At 71.9% G+C, this 15981-nt stretch carries 14 protein-coding genes; 7 read left to right on the top strand and 7 right to left on the bottom strand.

Annotated elements, in window-relative coordinates; all coding sequences use genetic code 11:
* The coding region (glgX, locus tag M8J73_RS40845; RefSeq protein WP_249829773.1) for a glycogen debranching protein GlgX at positions 1-1518 on the bottom strand (1518 nt) is incomplete at its 3' end.
* A gap of 219 nt (positions 1519-1737) precedes the next feature.
* Between glgX and M8J73_RS40840 the strand changes: the two genes are divergently transcribed.
* The 6 genes from M8J73_RS40840 (at position 1738) to M8J73_RS40815 (ending at position 8296) form a co-directional block, all read left to right on the top strand.
* The gene (locus M8J73_RS40840) at positions 1738-2964 is read left to right on the top strand and encodes a L,D-transpeptidase (protein WP_055541101.1); all 1227 of its coding nucleotides are present in this window, start codon (positions 1738-1740) and stop codon (positions 2962-2964) included.
* A 202-nt stretch (positions 2965-3166) separates the two neighbouring features.
* Positions 3167-4426 carry a L,D-transpeptidase gene (locus M8J73_RS40835; protein ID WP_206187966.1) on the top strand — a complete coding sequence of 420 codons (1260 nt, stop codon included), beginning with the start codon at positions 3167-3169 and terminating at the stop codon, positions 4424-4426.
* A 107-nt stretch (positions 4427-4533) separates the two neighbouring features.
* Entirely contained in the window at positions 4534-5301 is a 768-nt protein-coding gene (locus M8J73_RS40830; RefSeq protein ID WP_055541100.1) for an enoyl-CoA hydratase/isomerase family protein, read from the top strand.
* A 294-nt stretch (positions 5302-5595) separates the two neighbouring features.
* The gene (locus tag M8J73_RS40825) at positions 5596-6099 is read left to right on the top strand and encodes an ATP-binding protein (protein WP_055518023.1); all 504 of its coding nucleotides are present in this window, start codon (positions 5596-5598) and stop codon (positions 6097-6099) included.
* Between the two features lie 271 nt (positions 6100-6370).
* Positions 6371-7600, top strand: a complete 1230-nt coding sequence (locus M8J73_RS40820; RefSeq protein ID WP_372504099.1) for a YncE family protein — start codon at positions 6371-6373, stop codon at positions 7598-7600.
* Between the two features lie 84 nt (positions 7601-7684).
* The gene (locus M8J73_RS40815) at positions 7685-8296 is read left to right on the top strand and encodes an ADP-ribosyltransferase (protein WP_107424072.1); all 612 of its coding nucleotides are present in this window, start codon (positions 7685-7687) and stop codon (positions 8294-8296) included.
* A gap of 112 nt (positions 8297-8408) precedes the next feature.
* On the opposite strand, the gene M8J73_RS40810 is transcribed toward M8J73_RS40815, so the two are convergent.
* Positions 8409-9044 (bottom strand): GNAT family N-acetyltransferase, encoded by a 636-nt coding sequence (locus tag M8J73_RS40810; protein WP_249829772.1) that lies wholly within the window; start codon positions 9042-9044, stop codon positions 8409-8411.
* A gap of 164 nt (positions 9045-9208) precedes the next feature.
* Between M8J73_RS40810 and M8J73_RS40805 the strand changes: the two genes are divergently transcribed.
* Positions 9209-9421 carry an EF-hand domain-containing protein gene (locus M8J73_RS40805; RefSeq protein ID WP_055543416.1) on the top strand — a complete coding sequence of 71 codons (213 nt, stop codon included), beginning with the start codon at positions 9209-9211 and terminating at the stop codon, positions 9419-9421.
* A 67-nt stretch (positions 9422-9488) separates the two neighbouring features.
* Here M8J73_RS40805 and M8J73_RS40800 read toward each other — a convergent pair whose 3' ends face one another.
* The 5 genes from M8J73_RS40800 to M8J73_RS40780 form a co-directional block, all read right to left on the bottom strand.
* Positions 9489-10046: a glycoside hydrolase family 25 protein gene (locus tag M8J73_RS40800; protein WP_055543415.1), complete on the bottom strand. Its 558-nt coding sequence runs from the start codon at positions 10044-10046 to the stop codon at positions 9489-9491.
* Positions 10047-10087: 41 nt separating this feature from the next.
* Entirely contained in the window at positions 10088-11302 is a 1215-nt protein-coding gene (locus M8J73_RS40795) for an McrC family protein (protein WP_249829771.1), read from the bottom strand.
* Complete coding sequence (locus M8J73_RS45375) at positions 11299-13497, bottom strand: McrB family protein (protein WP_055542490.1); 2199 nt, start codon at positions 13495-13497, stop codon at positions 11299-11301. The genes M8J73_RS40795 and M8J73_RS45375 overlap by 4 nt, the downstream gene beginning before the upstream one ends.
* A 123-nt stretch (positions 13498-13620) precedes the next feature.
* The gene (locus M8J73_RS40785) at positions 13621-15297 is read right to left on the bottom strand and encodes an NADase-type glycan-binding domain-containing protein (RefSeq protein ID WP_249829770.1); all 1677 of its coding nucleotides are present in this window, start codon (positions 15295-15297) and stop codon (positions 13621-13623) included.
* Positions 15294-15851 (bottom strand): phage tail protein, encoded by a 558-nt coding sequence (locus M8J73_RS40780; protein WP_249829769.1) that lies wholly within the window; start codon positions 15849-15851, stop codon positions 15294-15296. Before M8J73_RS40780 ends, M8J73_RS40785 begins: the two co-directional genes overlap by 4 nt.
* Positions 15852-15981: the final 130 nt, after the last annotated feature.

Genomic DNA, 15981 nt, shown 5'->3' with positions numbered 1-15981 from the left:
GAGGTCCCGCAGTGTGAAACCGTCGTGCGCGGTGATGAAGTTGACCGACGCGTACGGACGCCGTCCGCCCCACGCGTACAGGTCGCTCGACCCCGACAGCCGGTAGCCGAGGTCCCGCACATCGGGCAGCGCCCCCCGCCAGAAGTCCCGCACGGCGCCCCGGTAGCGGTCGTTCCACTCCGTCCACAGGGGTGGGAAGGCGCCCACCTGGTAGCCGCCCGAGCCCACGTCCCACGGCTCGGCGATCAGCTTCACCCGCCGCAGCACGGGGTCCTGGGCGATGACCGCGAGGAACGGGGAGAGCATGTCGACGTCGTGCATCGAGCGGGCCAGCGCCGCCGCCAGGTCGAAGCGGAAGCCGTCCACCCCCATCTCCGTGACCCAGTACCGCAGCGAGTCGGTGATCAGCCGCAGCACGTGCGGCTGGACCACGTGCAGCGTGTTCCCGCAGCCCGTGTAGTCCGCGTAGTGACGGGCGTCGCCCTGGAGGCGGTAGTAGCCGCGGTTGTCGATGCCCCGCAACGACAGGCTCGGGCCGCGCTGGTCCGCCTCCGCCGTGTGGTTGTAGACCACGTCGAGGACGACCTCGATGCCGGCGGCGTGCAGCGCCCGCACCATCCGCTTGAACTCCCCGACCTGCTGGCCGGCGGTCCCGGACGCCGCGTACGCGGCGTGCGGCGCGAAGTAGCCGATCGAGTTGTAGCCCCAGTAGTTCCGCATGCCCCGCCGCAGCAGATGGTCCTCGTGGGCGAACTGATGCACCGGCAGCAGCTCCACCGCCGTCACGCCCAGCTTCACCAGGTGCTCGATCGCCGCCGGGTGCGCGAGCCCCGCGTAGGTGCCGCGCAGCTCCTCCGGGATGCCGGGGTGGAGCTTGGTGAACCCCTTGACGTGCAGCTCGTAGATGACCGAATCCGCCCACGGGGTCTTGGGCCGCCGGTCGTCCATCCATTCGTCGTCGGGGCTGTCGTCGTGCACGACGACGCCCTTCGGGACGTACGGCGCCGAGTCCCGCTCGTCGCGCACGGTGTCCGCGACATGCTGCTCGGGCCAGTCCCTGACGTGGCCGTACACCTCCGGCGGCAGGCTGAACTCGCCGTCCACCGCACGGGCGTATGGGTCGAGGAGCAGCTTCGCCGGGTTCCAGCGGGCGCCGGTCCACGGGTCCCAGCGGCCGTGCACCCGGTAGCCGTACCTCCGGCCCGGGAGCACACCGGGCACGAAGCCGTGCCAGATCTCGTGCGTCAGTTCGGTCAGCTTCAGCCGTGTCTCCTCGCCCTCCGGGGAGAAGAGGCACAGCTCGACGGCCTCCGCCCCGCCCGCCCACAGCGCGAAGTTCGTCCCGGCGACCCCGTCCGGCCCCACCCGGAAGCGCGCCCCGAGCGGTGTCGGGGCACCCGGCCACACGGGCGGCGGTGGCCCCGCCCCGATATGCCTGCCGTTGAGCACGGCGGCCCGACGCGCGGCCGGCACCCCGCGCGTCTCCTCCACTGCCTCCTGCTCGGCTGCGCTCGACACCACGGCCTCCCGCGACTCAGTGGGCCGACGCGAAAACGGGGCCGGGTGTCCCAGCCCCGGGACCCGCCGCCCCAGGGGGTGTTGTGACAGCCCCGCACAACACCCCCCTCGTGCTGACGGGCAGGTCCCTGCTCCCCGTCGAGTTGTCTCCCATGGTTCTGCCCAGAGCACGCCTCGCACTCACGTTTCCCGGGGGCGTGCGCCGTCGTTGGGCCGCACGTGAACCACGCACAGACGCACGCGCGCCGCCCTGGTGCCGCGCCGGCCGCCGTACTGGTCGCGGCCGGCCTGCTGGCCGCAGTCGCCGGATGCACCCCCACACCCCCACCGACCAGTGAGAAAGCCCCGGACGACACGATCCGGGTCACGCCCGAGGACGGCAGCAAGGGCGTGCGCCCGGAGCAGCGCTTCGAAGTGCGGGTGCCCAGCGGGCGCCTGGAGTCCGTCAAGGTGGTGAAGTCGCAGGACGCCCAGGAGTCACCCGTTCCGGGCCGGGTGTCCGCCGACGGGCTGACCTGGCGCCCCACCGGCTCACGGAAGCTCGCGCCGGCCGCGAAGTACACCGTCGACGCGGTCGCGCTGGACGCCCACGGCCGCCGCTCCGCCCGGCACGTCACCTTCCGCACGCGCGTCCCCGACAAGCGCTTCATCGCGTACGTCGCCCCGGAGAACCGCTCCACCGTCGGCACCGGGATGATCGTCTCCCTGGAGTTCAACCGGGAGATCGAGAACCGCGCGGCCGTCGAACGCGCCGTCCGTGTCACCGCGGAGCCCGCCGTCGAGATCCGCCCGCACTGGTTCGGCGGGGGCCGCCTCGACTTCCGCCCCGAGACGTACTGGAAGCCCGGGACGAAGGTCACCGTCGCCCTGCGGCTGCGCGACGTCGAGGGGGCGCCCGGCGTCTACGGCGGGCAGTACCGGACTGTCTCGTTCACCATCGGCCGCCACCAGGTCAGCGTCGTCGACGCGGCCCTGCACACCATGCGCGTCCAGCGCGGCGACGATGTGCTCGCCACCCTGCCCGTCACGGCCGGGGCGCCCGGCACGACGACGTACAACGGGAAGATGGTCGTCACCGAGATGCTGGAGGTGACCCGGATGAACGGCGCCACCGTCGGCTTCAAGAAGGCGGACGGCAAGGGCGAGTACGACATCCCCGACGTTCCGCACGCCATGCGCCTGACCACCTCCGGCACCTTCCTGCACGGCAACTACTGGGCCCCGGACGCCTTCGGCCGGGCCAACGTCAGCCATGGCTGCGTCGGCCTGCGCGATGTGAAGGGCGGCAGCTCCAGCACTCCCGCGGGCTGGTTCTTCGACCGCAGCCTCGTCGGGGACGTCGTCGAGGTCGTCAACAGCAACGACAAAAAGGTCGCTCCCGACAATGGACTCGGCGGGTGGAACATGGGGTGGAAGGCATGGAAAGCGGGTGCCGCGGTGAAGTGACCGACATAGCCGTACGCGCGCGGCGGGCGTCCGGGGGCGGGGCCGGGCCGGTGACCGGGCTCGGATCGTTCAAGTTGGGACTGAACGGTGACATTCGCCGGGGCTAATCCCATCCGATCATCTGGTTAATGTACGTGCGGACGCGCGTGCTGCGCGGAGGGGTGCGGGCCTGCTCAAGGCCGTGCGAGGGGAGACAAGAGAGTTGAACGGGCGACCGATATCGGGGGCGTCGGTTGGCGCGCGGACACGGGGGAGCAGGGGGGTCCTGGCACTGCTGCTGGGCCTGCTGATGCTCGCCGTCACCGCGTGCGGGGGCGGAGGCGGGGGGTCCGACTCCGGTTCCGACGGCGACAAGGGCAAGGGCTCGGACAAGAGCGCTTCCGGCAAGACGGCCACCGAGCCGTCGCAAGCGGTGGTCTCCATCGCTCCGAAGAACAAGGCCAAGGACGTGGCCACCAGCGGTGCCCTGAAGGTCACCGCCACCAAGGGCAAGCTGTCCGAGGTCACGGTCGAGGACGGCAAGGGCAAGAAGATCGCCGGTGAGATCACGGACGGCGGCGCCACCTGGACGCCGTCCATCCACCTCAACTCGGCCACCGAGTACAAGGTGCACGCCGTCGCGAAGGACTCCGAGGGGCGTGAGGCGGCCGAGGAGTCGTCCTTCACCACTCTGACCCCGAAGAACACCTTCGTCGGCATCTTCACCCCGGAGGACGGTTCGAAGGTCGGCGTCGGCATGCCGTTCTCGATCCGTTTCACCCGCGGCATCACGGCCCCGAAGGACGTCGAGAAGGCCATCACCATCAAGACCGAGCCGCCCGTCGAGGTGGCCGGCCACTGGTTCGGCAACGATCGCCTCGACTTCCGCCCCGAGAAGTACTGGGCGGCCGGCACGAAGGTCACCGTCGACCTCAACCTCGACGGCGTCGAGGGGCGCGACGGCGTCTACGGCGAGCAGAACAAGAAGGTCTCCTTCACCATCGGCCGCAGCCAGGTCTCCGTCGTGGACGTCAAGAAGCTCACGATGAAGGTGAAGCGGGACGGCAAGCTCATCAAGACCATCCCCGTCACCACCGGCAAGCCCGGCATGGAGACCTGGAACGGCCAGATGGTCATCAGCGAGCGCCTGCGCGTGACCCGGATGAACGGCGAGACCGTCGGCTACGGCGGCGAGTACGACATCAAGGACGTGCCGGACGCCATGCGCCTGACGAACTCCGGCACCTTCATCCACGGCAACTACTGGGGCGGCGACGCCTTCGGCAACTACAACGCCAGCCACGGCTGCATCGGTCTGCGCGACACCCGCGGCGGCTACGACCGCAAGGCCCCGGGCGGCTGGTTCTTCGACCACTCGATGGTCGGTGACGTCGTGGTCGTGAAGAACTCCAACGACCGTGTCGTCGACCCGGACAACGGCTACAACGGCTGGAACATGTCCTGGGACAAGTGGAAGGCGTAGTCCTTCGGGTCGGACGGGCATAGCCCTGCCGGTCGGACGCGCGGCTCCGGTGTGCTGTGACGCAGCACACCGGAGCCGCTGTCGTTAGTCCCCGTTAACCTGCCTGCATGACTGTGCATCTCGAAGTCGCCGAAGGCGTCGGAACTATCCGCCTCGACCGTCCCCCGATGAACGCCCTGGACATCGCCGTCCAGGACCGCCTCAAGGAGCTCGCCGAGGAGGCGGCGCGGCGGGACGACGTACGCGCCGTCATCCTCTACGGCGGGGAGAAGGTGTTCGCGGCGGGCGCGGACATCAAGGAGATGCAGGCGATGGACCACGCGGCGATGGTCGTCCGCTCCCGCGCCCTCCAGGACTCCTTCAGTGCGGTGGCCCGCATCCCCAAGCCGGTCGTCGCGGCCGTCACCGGCTACGCCCTGGGCGGCGGTTGCGAACTGGCGCTGTGCGCGGACTACCGCATCGCCGCCGAGAACGCGAAGCTCGGCCAGCCGGAGATCCTGCTCGGGGTGATCCCGGGCGCGGGCGGCACCCAGCGGCTGTCCCGCCTCATCGGCCCCTCCAAGGCCAAGGACCTCATCTTCACCGGCCGTATGGTCAAGGCCGACGAGGCCCTCGCGCTCGGCCTCGTGGACCGGGTCGTCCCGGCCGACGAGGTGTACACGGCCGCGCACGAGTGGGCCGCGAAGCTCGCCCAGGGGCCGGCGATCGCGCTGCGGGCGGCCAAGGAGTCGATCGACGCGGGCCTGGAGACCGACCTGGAGACGGGGCTCGCGATCGAGCGGAACTGGTTCGCCGGTCTGTTCGCCACCGAGGACCGGGAGCGCGGGATGCGCAGCTTCGTGGAGGAGGGGCCGGGCAAGGCGAAGTTCGTCTGACGGCCGGGATTCCGGTCCACGACTTCTGCTGATCCCCTTGCAGTTGACGCGATGTCTTACCCGCGTCCCCCGATGGAGCGGTTTATCGGAGCCTTAAGGCAGTCTTAAGAAAGTTCCGGCCAAAGCTCCGTCCGCTGACCGAAGTTCAGATGGTCCGCGCAGGTCAGGAGGGGCGTCGACAGGTATGTGATGCCTTTGGCATATGACATCAGAAACCCCCGGAATGGTTGGTTCCGGGGGTTGTATTCCTCCGGAACGGCCACGGAGGGCGCTCCGGGCGGCCATGATGGGGGCATGGCGGGGCTGGAGGGTATCGAACAGCCGCGGCGGCACGGGAGTGCGACCGCGGCGCGTTGGTCGCCTGCGATCGAGGACGAACGGGCGCTGAAGGCGCTGGAGTTGTTCGGCAACCCCACGGAGGCGGAGGTTCCGCTCCCCTCCCGCCCCGAGTCCGCGGCCACCGCCCGTCGGCTCGCCCAGGTCGTCGTCCTGCGCGAATGGCGCCTCTCGCCCAAGATGACCGAGGACGCCGTCCTGCTCGTCTCCGAACTGGTCGGCAACGCCGTACGGCACACCGGGGCCAGGGTCTTCGGATTACGGATGAGGCGACGGCGTGGCTGGATCCGTGTCGAGGTCCGCGACCCCTCGCGGGGCCTGCCCTGTCTGATGCCGGTGCAGGAGATGGACATCAGCGGACGCGGACTCTTCCTCGTCGACAAACTGTCGGACCGGTGGGGCGTGGATCTGCTGCCGCGCGGCAAGACCACCTGGTTCGAGATGCGCGTCGCGGACCGCTAGCCCCCGCCAGGACCGCGCCCGCGTGGACCGCCTTCGCCTGGATTGCCTTCGCTGGGACCGCCTTCGCCTGGATTGCCTTCGCCGGGACCGCCTTCGCCTGGATTGCCTCCGCTTGGACCGCCCCTGCCAGAATCGCCTCTGCCAGGACCGCCCCCGGAGACCGGGCCGGGCCGGGACAGCCGGCCGCCGCCTCTCTCCGTCTCGCGACGCGGATCTCCGCCGAACGGGCCAATCGCCGGAAAACCTGCCCGACCTCCCTATAAAGGTGCGCGTGACCACGCCCCGCACCTCCCTCATGCAGCGCCACCTCGTCCAGCGCGCCGTGCTCGCGACGGCCGTTCTCGCCGCCGTGGCCGCGTGCGGCAGCGCGACCGGCACCGACGAGCAGGAACAGCGGATCCGTGCCGACCGTGCCGACCGGGCCGCGGCCGAAGCCGCCGAGCGGAAGAAGAGACAGCGGCCGGAGCCACAGGGCCTGCGCGGCATGCCGCCCGTCCTCGACCCCAAGGACGTCTACGCCGCCGACCGCCCGGGCCGGCTCTCCCCGGTCGTCAAGGACTTCCCGTCGCGGGTGTACGTCCCCAACAGCGAGTCCGACACCGTCTCCGTCATCGACCCGAAGACGTACGAGATCATCGAGACGATCCCGGTGGGCCGCCAGCCCCAGCACGTCGTGCCGTCCTGGGACCTGAAGACCCTGTGGGTCAACAACAACCGGGGCCACACCCTCACGCCCATCGACCCGAGGACGGGCAAGGCGGGCAAGCCGGTCGAGGTGCACGACCCGTACAACCTGTACTTCACCCCGAACGGCAAGTACGCCGTCGTCATGGCCTCCCTCGACCGTGAACTCGTCTTCCGCGACCCGCACACCATGAAGCGGGTCAAGACCGAACCGGTCAGCTGCTACGGCGTCAACCACGCCGACTTCTCGCTCGACGGCAGGTACTTCATCGTGTCCTGCGAGTTCAGCGGCGAACTGCTGAAGGTCGACACCGAGAAGATGAAGGTGGTCGGCCAGCGGAAACTGCCCTTCGAGGGCGCCATGCCGCAGGATGTGAAGATCGCACCGGACGGCAAGCGGTTCTACATCGCCGACATGATGGCCGACGGCATGTGGGTCCTGGACGGCGACACGTTCGACGAACCGAAGCTGCTGCCCACCGGCAAGGGCACCCACGGCCTGTACGTCGGCCGCGACTCCCGAGAGATGTACGTCTCCAACCGCGGCGAGGGCACCGTCTCCGTCTTCGACTTCACCAGGAACGAACTCACCAAGAAGTGGCACCTCCCCGACGGCGGCAGCCCCGACATGGGCGGCGTCTCCGCCGACGGCAAGGTCCTGTGGCTCTCCGGCCGCTACGACTCCGAGGTGTACGCCATCGACACCCGCACCGGGAAGCAGCTCGCCCGCATCCCCGTCGGCAGCGGCCCGCACGGCCTCGCCGTGTACCCGCAGCCCGGCCGCTACTCCCTGGGCCACACCGGCATCTTCCGGTGAGGCGTGACAACCGGACGGCCTGACACGCCGCCGAACGCGTGACGGTCCCCGGCCCGCCGCCCCCCGGTCGAGAGGGTGCTGACCGTGATCACCACTCGTCTGCGGCGCCGGGCCGCCGCCGTTGTCCTGTCCGTCGCCGCCGTCCTCGCGACCTCCGCCGCGACCGTCCCCTCCCAGCCCCAGAACCGGGTCCCGGCCAGGGTCGCAGCCCCCGCCTGTCCCCAGTTCGAGGACCGGATCCACGCCGCCGCCGACCGCCGCGTGGACGTCGACCGCATCACGCCCGAGCCGGTCTGGCGCACCACCTGCGGCACCCTCTACCGCAGCGACAGCCGCGGCCCGGCCGTCGTCTTCGAGCAGGGCTTCCAGCCCAAGGACGTCATCGACGGTCAGTACGACATCGAACAGTACGTCCTCGTCAACCAGCCCTCCCCGTACGTCTCGACCACCTACGACCACGACCTGTACAAGACCTGGTACAAGTCCGGCTGGAACTACTACATCGACGCCCCCGGCGGCGTGGACGTGAACAAGACCATCGGGGACCAGCACAAGTGGGCCGACCAGGTCGAGGTCGCCTTCCCCGGCGGGATCGCGCGGCAGTTCGTCATCGGGGTCTGCCCGGTCGACAAGAAGACCAGGACCGAGAAGATGAGCGAGTGCGAGAGCAACCCGCACTACCAGCCCTGGCACTGACCCCGCCGGGTCGCCCGGCCGAGGGCCTGCCCGGTCGCCCGCCCGGTCGCCCGCCCGGGTGCTCACCCGGTCGCCCGCCCGGTCGCCCGCCCGGTTTCCCGCCCGGTGTCGGCTAGCGGGCGCTCAGCAGGGCCTCCGAGCCCACCGGCAGATAACCGGCCGCCTGGAACGCCCGCAGACTGCGGGCGTTCCCCGCCGACACCTGGGCCCACACGGGCTCGCCCCCGCTCAGCTGCCGCGCCGCCCGCACCAGGGCCCGGCCGAGCCCCTGGTGCCGTCCCCCCTCGGACACCTCGACCGCGACCTCCAGCCGCCCCGCGACCCCGCGCCCGAGGACCAGCAGGCCGCCCTCCGTCCCCCACACCCGCACGTCGTCGCGCCGCCCGCGCGAACTCACCACCCGCGGATGACCGGGATCGGCGACCTCCACCAACGGCAGCTCCGGCACACCCGGCAGGGGTGCGCCCACCGTCATCACGTCGATCGTGTCGTTGCGGCGCCCAGTGCGGTCCAGCAGAGCGGTCAGGAACCGCGCGTTCATGGTCGCGGCCAGCGCGTCGCAGTCGAGGGCCGCCAGCGTCGCGTGCACCCACGCCGGGTCCTCGTCCGTGGCTATGACGGTGTGCGCGGTGAACGCGAAGACCCCGGCGTCCCGGTACGACGGCTGCGGCACGACCGTCGTACGGCCGTCCGGAGGCGGGAAGACGCCGCCCGCCGCCGCGTCGAAAATGTCCCGCAATGTCTCCATCACCACTCCTCGACTCTCCGCCCACCGCAGGGCGCGGGCTCCCGGACACGATCGACGACCGCACCGGCCCGGTGGGCGCCGCACCGCGTGCTCGGCGTGCCGGTTAATCTTGGCCCGCCAACGATGGCTGTATCGCATGAAGAGCACGACGAAGGGGCGGACCGGTGGCGGACATCGAGGAAGCACGCAAGCAGTTCCAGCGGATCGACACGAACGGTGACGGTTTCATCACCTCCGCCGAGTTCAAGACCGCCCTGGCCCAGGAGGGCGACTGGAACGTCACCGAGGCGGTGGCCGAGGCCATCATCAACAGCCGCGACCTCAACGGCGACAAGCTCCTGTCGTTCGACGAGTTCTGGGCGTACCTCGACAAGTGATGTGCCCCGGCGTAGGGGGCGCCCACCGCATACTGCGGCGGGCGCCCCCTTCGCCGTTCCCGCCCCCTCACGCGCCCGTGGCCCACTCCCGGAGGGCGGCCTTGCTTTCGAAGGCGGCGACGTTCTTGTCGAGGGGGCGGTCGGTGTACTGGTGGAACCGCCACTTCGCCTTGACGCGGGGTTTTCCGGCGGTGACGTAGTCGGCGATCCAGAGGGCGTCGCCGGCGTAGGACGTGGTGTCCACGGTGAGCCAGAAGTCGCGGTTGCAGTACAGGACGACCCGGTGGTCCGGGCGGAGTTCCTTGAGCTTCCGGATGAAGCGGTCCTTCTCGGCGTTGCTCGCGCGGGTGCCCTCGCCGGTGGTCTCCCAGTCGACGGCGAGGATGTCGCCGGCCCTCTCCGGGGCCTGGGCGAGGAAGTACTCGGCCTGCGCGGTCAGGTTGCCCGGCCAGAGGAAGTGGTAGAAGCCGACGACCAGGCCGGCGTCCCGGGCGGTCCTGGTCTGGGCGGTGAGACGGGGATTGGTGTAGGTGCGGCCCTCGGTGGCCTTCACGAAGACGAAGGACAGGCCGGTGGTGTCGTAGGAGGAGGGCTGGTATGAGCTGACGTCGATGCCGCGCAGCATGGGGTCTCCGGGATGTGGGGGGAGAGGGTGCGGTCCTGCGGTCAGGGGTGGGGGGCCGGGTCCGTCATCCGCAGGGACAGGGCGGTGATGTCGTCGAGGAGCGCTTCGGGCGGGCGGTCGAGGTGCAGGGTGTGGGCCGTGACGGTGATGCCGGACCGGCGGATGACATGGGGCGTCGGGGTGCTGTGCCGGGACGCGGCGGCGTAGATCAGATGGCCGTGGGGGAGGCCGAGCGCCGTGCAGTAGGCGAGGAGCTGGTACAGGTGGTCGGTGGGAGGGGCGGACGGCTTGAGCGAGGCGTACTTGGTGTCGGCCACGGACACCGGGCGGCCCGCGCGGTACAGGACGAGGTCGGGGCGGAAGGGGACGCGGCCCGCCTCGTCGAGGCGGTGGTGGGTCTCCTGGTCGGCGCAGCGGACGCCGTGCCGGGCGAGCGCGGCGCGGACCGTCGTGGCCACGAACCGTTCGAAGACCTTCGCCATGTCCAGCAGGAAGCCGTCGGCCGTGACCGGCGGGCCGCCCTCCGGCCGGATCGAGCGCCCGGCGAGGAGGAGTTCGGCCAGACGCAGGGCCGGGGCATAGCGGGCGTTGAGGCGGGTCGGGGTCCAGCGGGGGAGCGGGGCACCCGGCCGGAGGGGGCGGACGCCGTGCAGGCGGTCGGCCAGATGGCGGAGGGCGAGCCGGGTCGGGGCGGGCAGGCCCGGCAGCCGGGCGGCCCGGTGCAGGGCCGCGAGGAGGACGCGGTTCTCCGCGATGTCGGGGGTGTGGTCGTCGTAGCGGACGGCGACGGGCAGGGGCAGGCCGACCCGGCGCAGCTGGTCGCCGGTGCGGATACGGCCCCGGACCAGGGGGAGGTCCTCGTCGACTGTGCGGTAGCCGTGCAAGACACCCGACTCCAGGGTGCGGCGGGTGGTGCGGGCGAGGAGGGCCGCGAGCGCAGGCAGCAGGTCGTCGTCGGCGGCGGCCGCGGTGACCGGGTCGGGTAGCCAGAGGTCGTCGGGCGCGTGGGAGAGCAGGAACAGCAGGTTCCGGACGGGCAGTTTGGGGTGCAGCCGCAGGTCGATCGTGTCGCCGGCCGGGGTCCGCAGCCGCACCAGGCCGACCGTCCGGTTCCCGGCCACCCGCCAGCGGCCCCCGGACGCCGGGGTCAGCCGGACCAGACCGGGCACGCAGAGCAGCCCGGCGACCTGGTCCCCGGTCAGCTCGCGCACGGTGCCGGGGCCGGTCTCGTCGACGGACAGCGTCAGGGGGCTCACGGTGCGAGCGCCGCGCGCAGGGCGTCCAGACCGTACTCCGCCTCGACGTCCACGCCCGTGCCGTACAGCTGGTCCTCCAGCAGCGGCAGGATCTGCGTCCGCCAGACGAGGTCGAGGCCCTTCTCGTGGGCCGCGCCGGGCTTCATCAGGTACGAGGGACCGATGGCGCGGTCGGCGTCGCCGAGACGGGCGTTCAGCTCGTCCAGCAGTCGGGCGGCGGTGTCCGGCAGGCCGCGTGCGCGCAGCCAGCGGCCGAGCAGTCCCTGGACCGGCGGCTGCTCCGGGGAGAGCCGGCGGAAGGCGAAGCGGCGGCGCATCGCCGCGTCGACCAGCGCGATCGAACGGTCGGCCGTGTTCATCGTGCCGACGAGGAACAGATTGCCCGGCAGATGGAACGGGTCCTGCGGGCTGTACTGGGTGGTGACCGGTTCCTCCCGGTACTCCAGCAGGAAGTACAGCTCGCCGAACACCTTCGCCAGGTTGGCCCGGTTGATCTCGTCGACGACCAGCACGTACGGGTTGGCCGGGTCGTTGCGCGCCCGCTCGGCCAGCAGCTTGAACGGGCCCGGCACCACGTCGAACACCACCGAGCCGCCCTCGCCCCGCACGGGACGGAACCCCTCGAAGAAGTCCTCGTAGGTGTAGGAGGGGTGGAACTGGATGAGCTGCACCCTGTCCGGGCCCGCCAGATGCCGGGCCAGGGCGCGCGCCAGATGGGTCTTGCCGGTGCCGGGCGGGCCGTGCAGGACCAACTGGCGCTGCTCCTGGAGCTGCTCGGCGGTCTCCCGCAGCCACTCCAGGGGCATGAGGAGCTCGTCGGCCAGTTCCCGTGTCACGGCGGGCAGTTCGAGGGGCTTGGTGACGTCGACGCTCTCGAGCCCCGTGTCGACCTGGTCCTCCAGACCGGCGCGCTCCGCCAGCTCGGCGGCCACACTGCTGATGTCGTACACCGTCGGCGGCAGCGGCAGCCGGGCCTGCACCTTTTCCGGCAGGTCGGCGCGGACGAGGGGCCGCTCGGCGGTGGCCCAGCGCACGGGCCGGCGGCGGGCGTTGTCGAGGCCGTCGGAGGCGTCGTACGTCGGGGGGCCCAGGACCGTGCCGACGTGCACCTCGTCCGGGGTGACCGTGACGACCAGGTCGCCCGGCTGCATCTCGGTCAGGAACACGTGCAACTGGTAGGCGGCCGCCCACCGCAGCTGGGGACTGGCCTCGGGCAGGGCCTCGGCGACGGCCCGCTGCACCTGCTGTTTGGGGGCGCCCGCGGGGATCTCAGGGACCTCCCGCCAGGAGACCGAGCAGTAGCCGTCGCGGATCCACGCCGGGATGAAGTCGTGCCCGCCCACGTTGTAGCCGCGGACCAGCCAGCCGCGCTGCTCGTGCGCGACGGCGCCCTTGCGCCAGCGACCGACCCAGGGCTCGTCGTAGAAGTCGACGGGGGTGTCGTCCCGTTCGGCGAGGAACGTGCTCAGCGCCAGCAGGTCCCTGTCGTCGTCGCCGGTGGGGCTGGGAATCTCGTCCGCGAACGCCTTGACGATCTCGTGCTTGTGGTGGGCGCTGGCGATGGGCTGGAAGGAGTCCGGGAACAGGGCGTGCAGGAGGACGTGGATCTGGGCGCGGCCCTTCTTGTGGCCCACGGAGTCCTGGACGGCGAAGCAGAGGTCGCGGAAGCGCCAGGGATCGTCGAGGAGGGCCTCGCGCTCCGGGCGCTCCAGCCCGGCCAGCCGCTCCACGAGGAGGACCAGGATCTGGAACTGCGCCCAGCGGTAGTTGAGGAAGCCCTGACCGCCGTGGAGGAAGCCCTTCAGGGCGGGTTCCAGGTCGGCGGGTACGGCGAGGAGGCGGAGGAAGTCGGGCACGTCCGGCTCGGCCCAGGACAGCACCTCGTGGATGAGCTGCAACTTCTTCGCCACGCCGATCTGCTCCGGCACCAGCGGGGCCATGTTCACGAACAGCAGCTCGGCGGCGAGGACGATCGTCTCCGCGGGGGCACCGGCGAGCTGGCGGCTCAGTTTGACCACGAAGGTGTCCGACGACTCGTCGGGCCGGTCCACGAAGCGGGCCCGCAGATCGGCGGCGGTGGCGGCGGTCCAGGCCGCCAACTCCGGTGTGAACGCGGACTTCCCGGTCAGCAGCCCGTCCCGGAACACCCGTCGCACCGCCGTCACGACCTCGACGCCGTCCGGTCGTCTCGCCACGGTCCCACCCCGTCCTTGCCGCCCGCCTCGCACGCTCGAAGGGTCCAGCGTAGAAGGCCGCTTGTGCGGGGGCACGAGCCGGGCGGCACCCTTCACGGGGTACGGGGCCGCCCGGGCGGCGGATCAGGTGTTGCTGTTGGAACGGCCGAAGAACTCGATCTCGGCGATCGACACCTGCTTCTTGGCGTCGGCGCCGTAGGCGGAGCGCAGGACGAAGCGGACGGCGGTGACCTCGCCGACGCGGAACGTGCGGCGCTGGCCGCCGGCCCCCTGGTCCAGGTTGATGATCCTGGTGCTCTTCGAACCGTCGGCGGCGGTGATCACGGCCTCGATGCGGTGCGGGCGCGCCGACTGCGACAACTGGTCCACCTTGGTGGACACACCGGGCGTGATGACCACGTCCAGCAGCCGCGTCGGATGGTCGAACCGGGCCTCCAGCCACTCCCCTTCGCCGGTCTGGGTGACACCCGGCCCCCACCAGGTGTTGTTCAGCTGGTCGAAGGCGAGCCGGGCGCCGTGGTCCGGGTATGAGCGGGACGCCTTCACCCGGTCCGGGCCGATCGGGGCGCGCTTGGCGAAGTGGTCCCGGGTCGCCTGGACGGCGTCGTCGGCGCGGAACGCGAGGGTGACGATCAGGGCGAGCACCAGGGCGCCGACGACCCAGTTGAGGGCACGGCCGAAGCCGCGCCGCAGCCGGGGGCGGTCACCCGCCCACGGTGCCTCCGCGCCACCGGGGTTGAGCATCCGCCGCCACCAGGGCTGCCGGCCCGGCACCTCCGCGCGGCCCGCCATCGGCATGGCGCAACGCCCGCAGAAGTGCCGGTCGGGCCGGTTGGGGGTCGCGCACCAGGGGCACGGCACACCGCCCACCGTGCCGGTCTCCGGGCCGGGGGCCCGCACCTGGGGCCGCTGCGCGGCGGGCCGCCCCGGCAGCACGGGCGCGACGGCCGGCTCCGCGGCGGGCCGGGGCGCCGGATCGGCCACCGGGACGAGGAGGGAGCGCGCTCGGTCGGAGGCGGTGGGGGCGGGAGCGGGGGAGGGCTCCGCTGAAGGTGAGGGGGCCGCGGGGGAGTCGGGGGTGGGCAGGGGGGTGGTGCCGTCGGCGGGGTGCGGGGTGTGGGGGGCGGTTCGTGGGGTGGAGGCGGGGGTTGAGGTGGAGGCGGAGGGCGACGGGGTGGGTGTGATGTGGGTGGCTGCGGCTGCTGTGCCTGCTGTCGCGGTCCTGGCCGTCCGCGCGGGCGTGGGCGCCGGTTCCGTCGTCGGGGTCGCCGTGGGGGCCATCGTGGGGGTGACCGTTCCCGCGGGCGCGGGCGCGGGCGCGGGCGTGGGCGTGGGCGCGGGCTCGGGGGACGCGGGGCGCTGAGGGGCGCGGCGGGCGGCCGGGTCGGCGTCGGCGCGGGCCGTCGTGTCGTGGGCCGTGCGGGCGGTCCCTGTGCCGGCGCCGGGGTGGGCGAACGCGTCCCACGCCGGTTCCGTGTCAGCCGTCCCGCGTTCGTCGTCTCCGCCGGCCGGGGCCCGGCCTGGGGTGTCGTCGGCGTTCCGGTGGGCCGGGGCCCGGTCGGGTGCGCGGTCCGTGTCCTGCTGGGCCGGAGCCCGGTCGGGTGTGCCGTCCGTGTCCTGCCGCTCCGGGGCCCGGTCGGGTGTGGGGTCGGTGGTCCGGGGGGCCGGGGGCTCGTTCGTGGGGGTGGACCAGCCGAGTACCGCGCCGCAGGCGTCGCAGAAGGACTGGCCGGGCTCCCCGCGGGTGCCGCACTCGGCGCAGCTGCGGGCCCGGCCCGTGTCGGGGGTCTGGCTGGTCATGTCTCGGGCGTCCTTTCGGCGGCGGTCACGTGGACCGTGTAGGGCATGTGGGCGGGGCGGGCGGCGGCCACGAGGGCGTCCAGCCGGTGTTCGTCCGCGCGGGTCGGGTTCGGCAGCCGCAGCGACACGCGCAGATGGGGGCGGCGGTCGCCGGGGACCGGGCCCAGCGGGCGGGCGTCCCAGTCGGCGCCGCCGCTCTCGCTGATCTCCGGTGTGACACCGAACACCAGCCGTACGGCCTCGGACAGTCCGCGCCGGGTGCCCCGTACCCGGTGCAGATACGCGGCGGCGGCGACGGCCGCGCGCAGTCGGGCCTCCGGTTCCGTGCCGTCGGTCTCGGCGCCGACCCAGCCGGCCAGCCACCGCGTGAAGTCCACCGGGGCGAGGGCGGGCGTGAAGTAGGAGTCCAGGTTGTCGAGCACGGCCAGGACGGGGGCGAGGACCTCGTCCAGGCCGGCGACGAAACGCTGCGCGAGGTCGTCGTCGGCGAAGACGGCCGGGAGCATGTGGCCGATGGGGGAGGACGACCCGAGGCCGTCTATGGAGCCCCTCATGATGTGGCTCCGTCGCTGTACGTGCCGCATGCTTCCACGGCGCCCGGCGCTGCCCGCTGTGCCCACCCGTTCCGCCCCGCGGAACGACTGCCCACAGCGGTGACCGACACGGGAAGGCCCGTCGGCAGGA

Origin of the sequence: Streptomyces neyagawaensis, assembly GCF_023516595.1 — a bacterium.
Classification (GTDB): domain Bacteria; phylum Actinomycetota; class Actinomycetes; order Streptomycetales; family Streptomycetaceae; genus Streptomyces; species Streptomyces neyagawaensis.
The sequence above is the reverse complement of the archived record's forward strand: the minus strand, read 5'-3'. Positions and strand labels throughout refer to the sequence as shown.

What these genes read in the sequence shown, in the direction of transcription:
- M8J73_RS40800 (WP_055543415.1), bottom strand. Translation starts at nt 10,046, where the DNA reads ATGCTGCGCGGCATCGACGTCAGCTCATACCAGCCCTCCTCCTACGAC.
- M8J73_RS40810 (WP_249829772.1), bottom strand. Translation starts at nt 9,044, where the DNA reads ATGGAGACATTGCGGGACATTTTCGACGCGGCGGCGGGCGGCGTCTTC.
- M8J73_RS40785 (WP_249829770.1), bottom strand. Translation starts at nt 15,297, where the DNA reads ATGACCAGCCAGACCCCCGACACGGGCCGGGCCCGCAGCTGCGCCGAG.
- M8J73_RS40780 (WP_249829769.1), bottom strand. Translation starts at nt 15,851, where the DNA reads ATGAGGGGCTCCATAGACGGCCTCGGGTCGTCCTCCCCCATCGGCCAC.
- M8J73_RS40830 (WP_055541100.1), top strand. Translation starts at nt 4,534, where the DNA reads ATGACTGTGCATCTCGAAGTCGCCGAAGGCGTCGGAACTATCCGCCTC.
- M8J73_RS40825 (WP_055518023.1), top strand. Translation starts at nt 5,596, where the DNA reads ATGGCGGGGCTGGAGGGTATCGAACAGCCGCGGCGGCACGGGAGTGCG.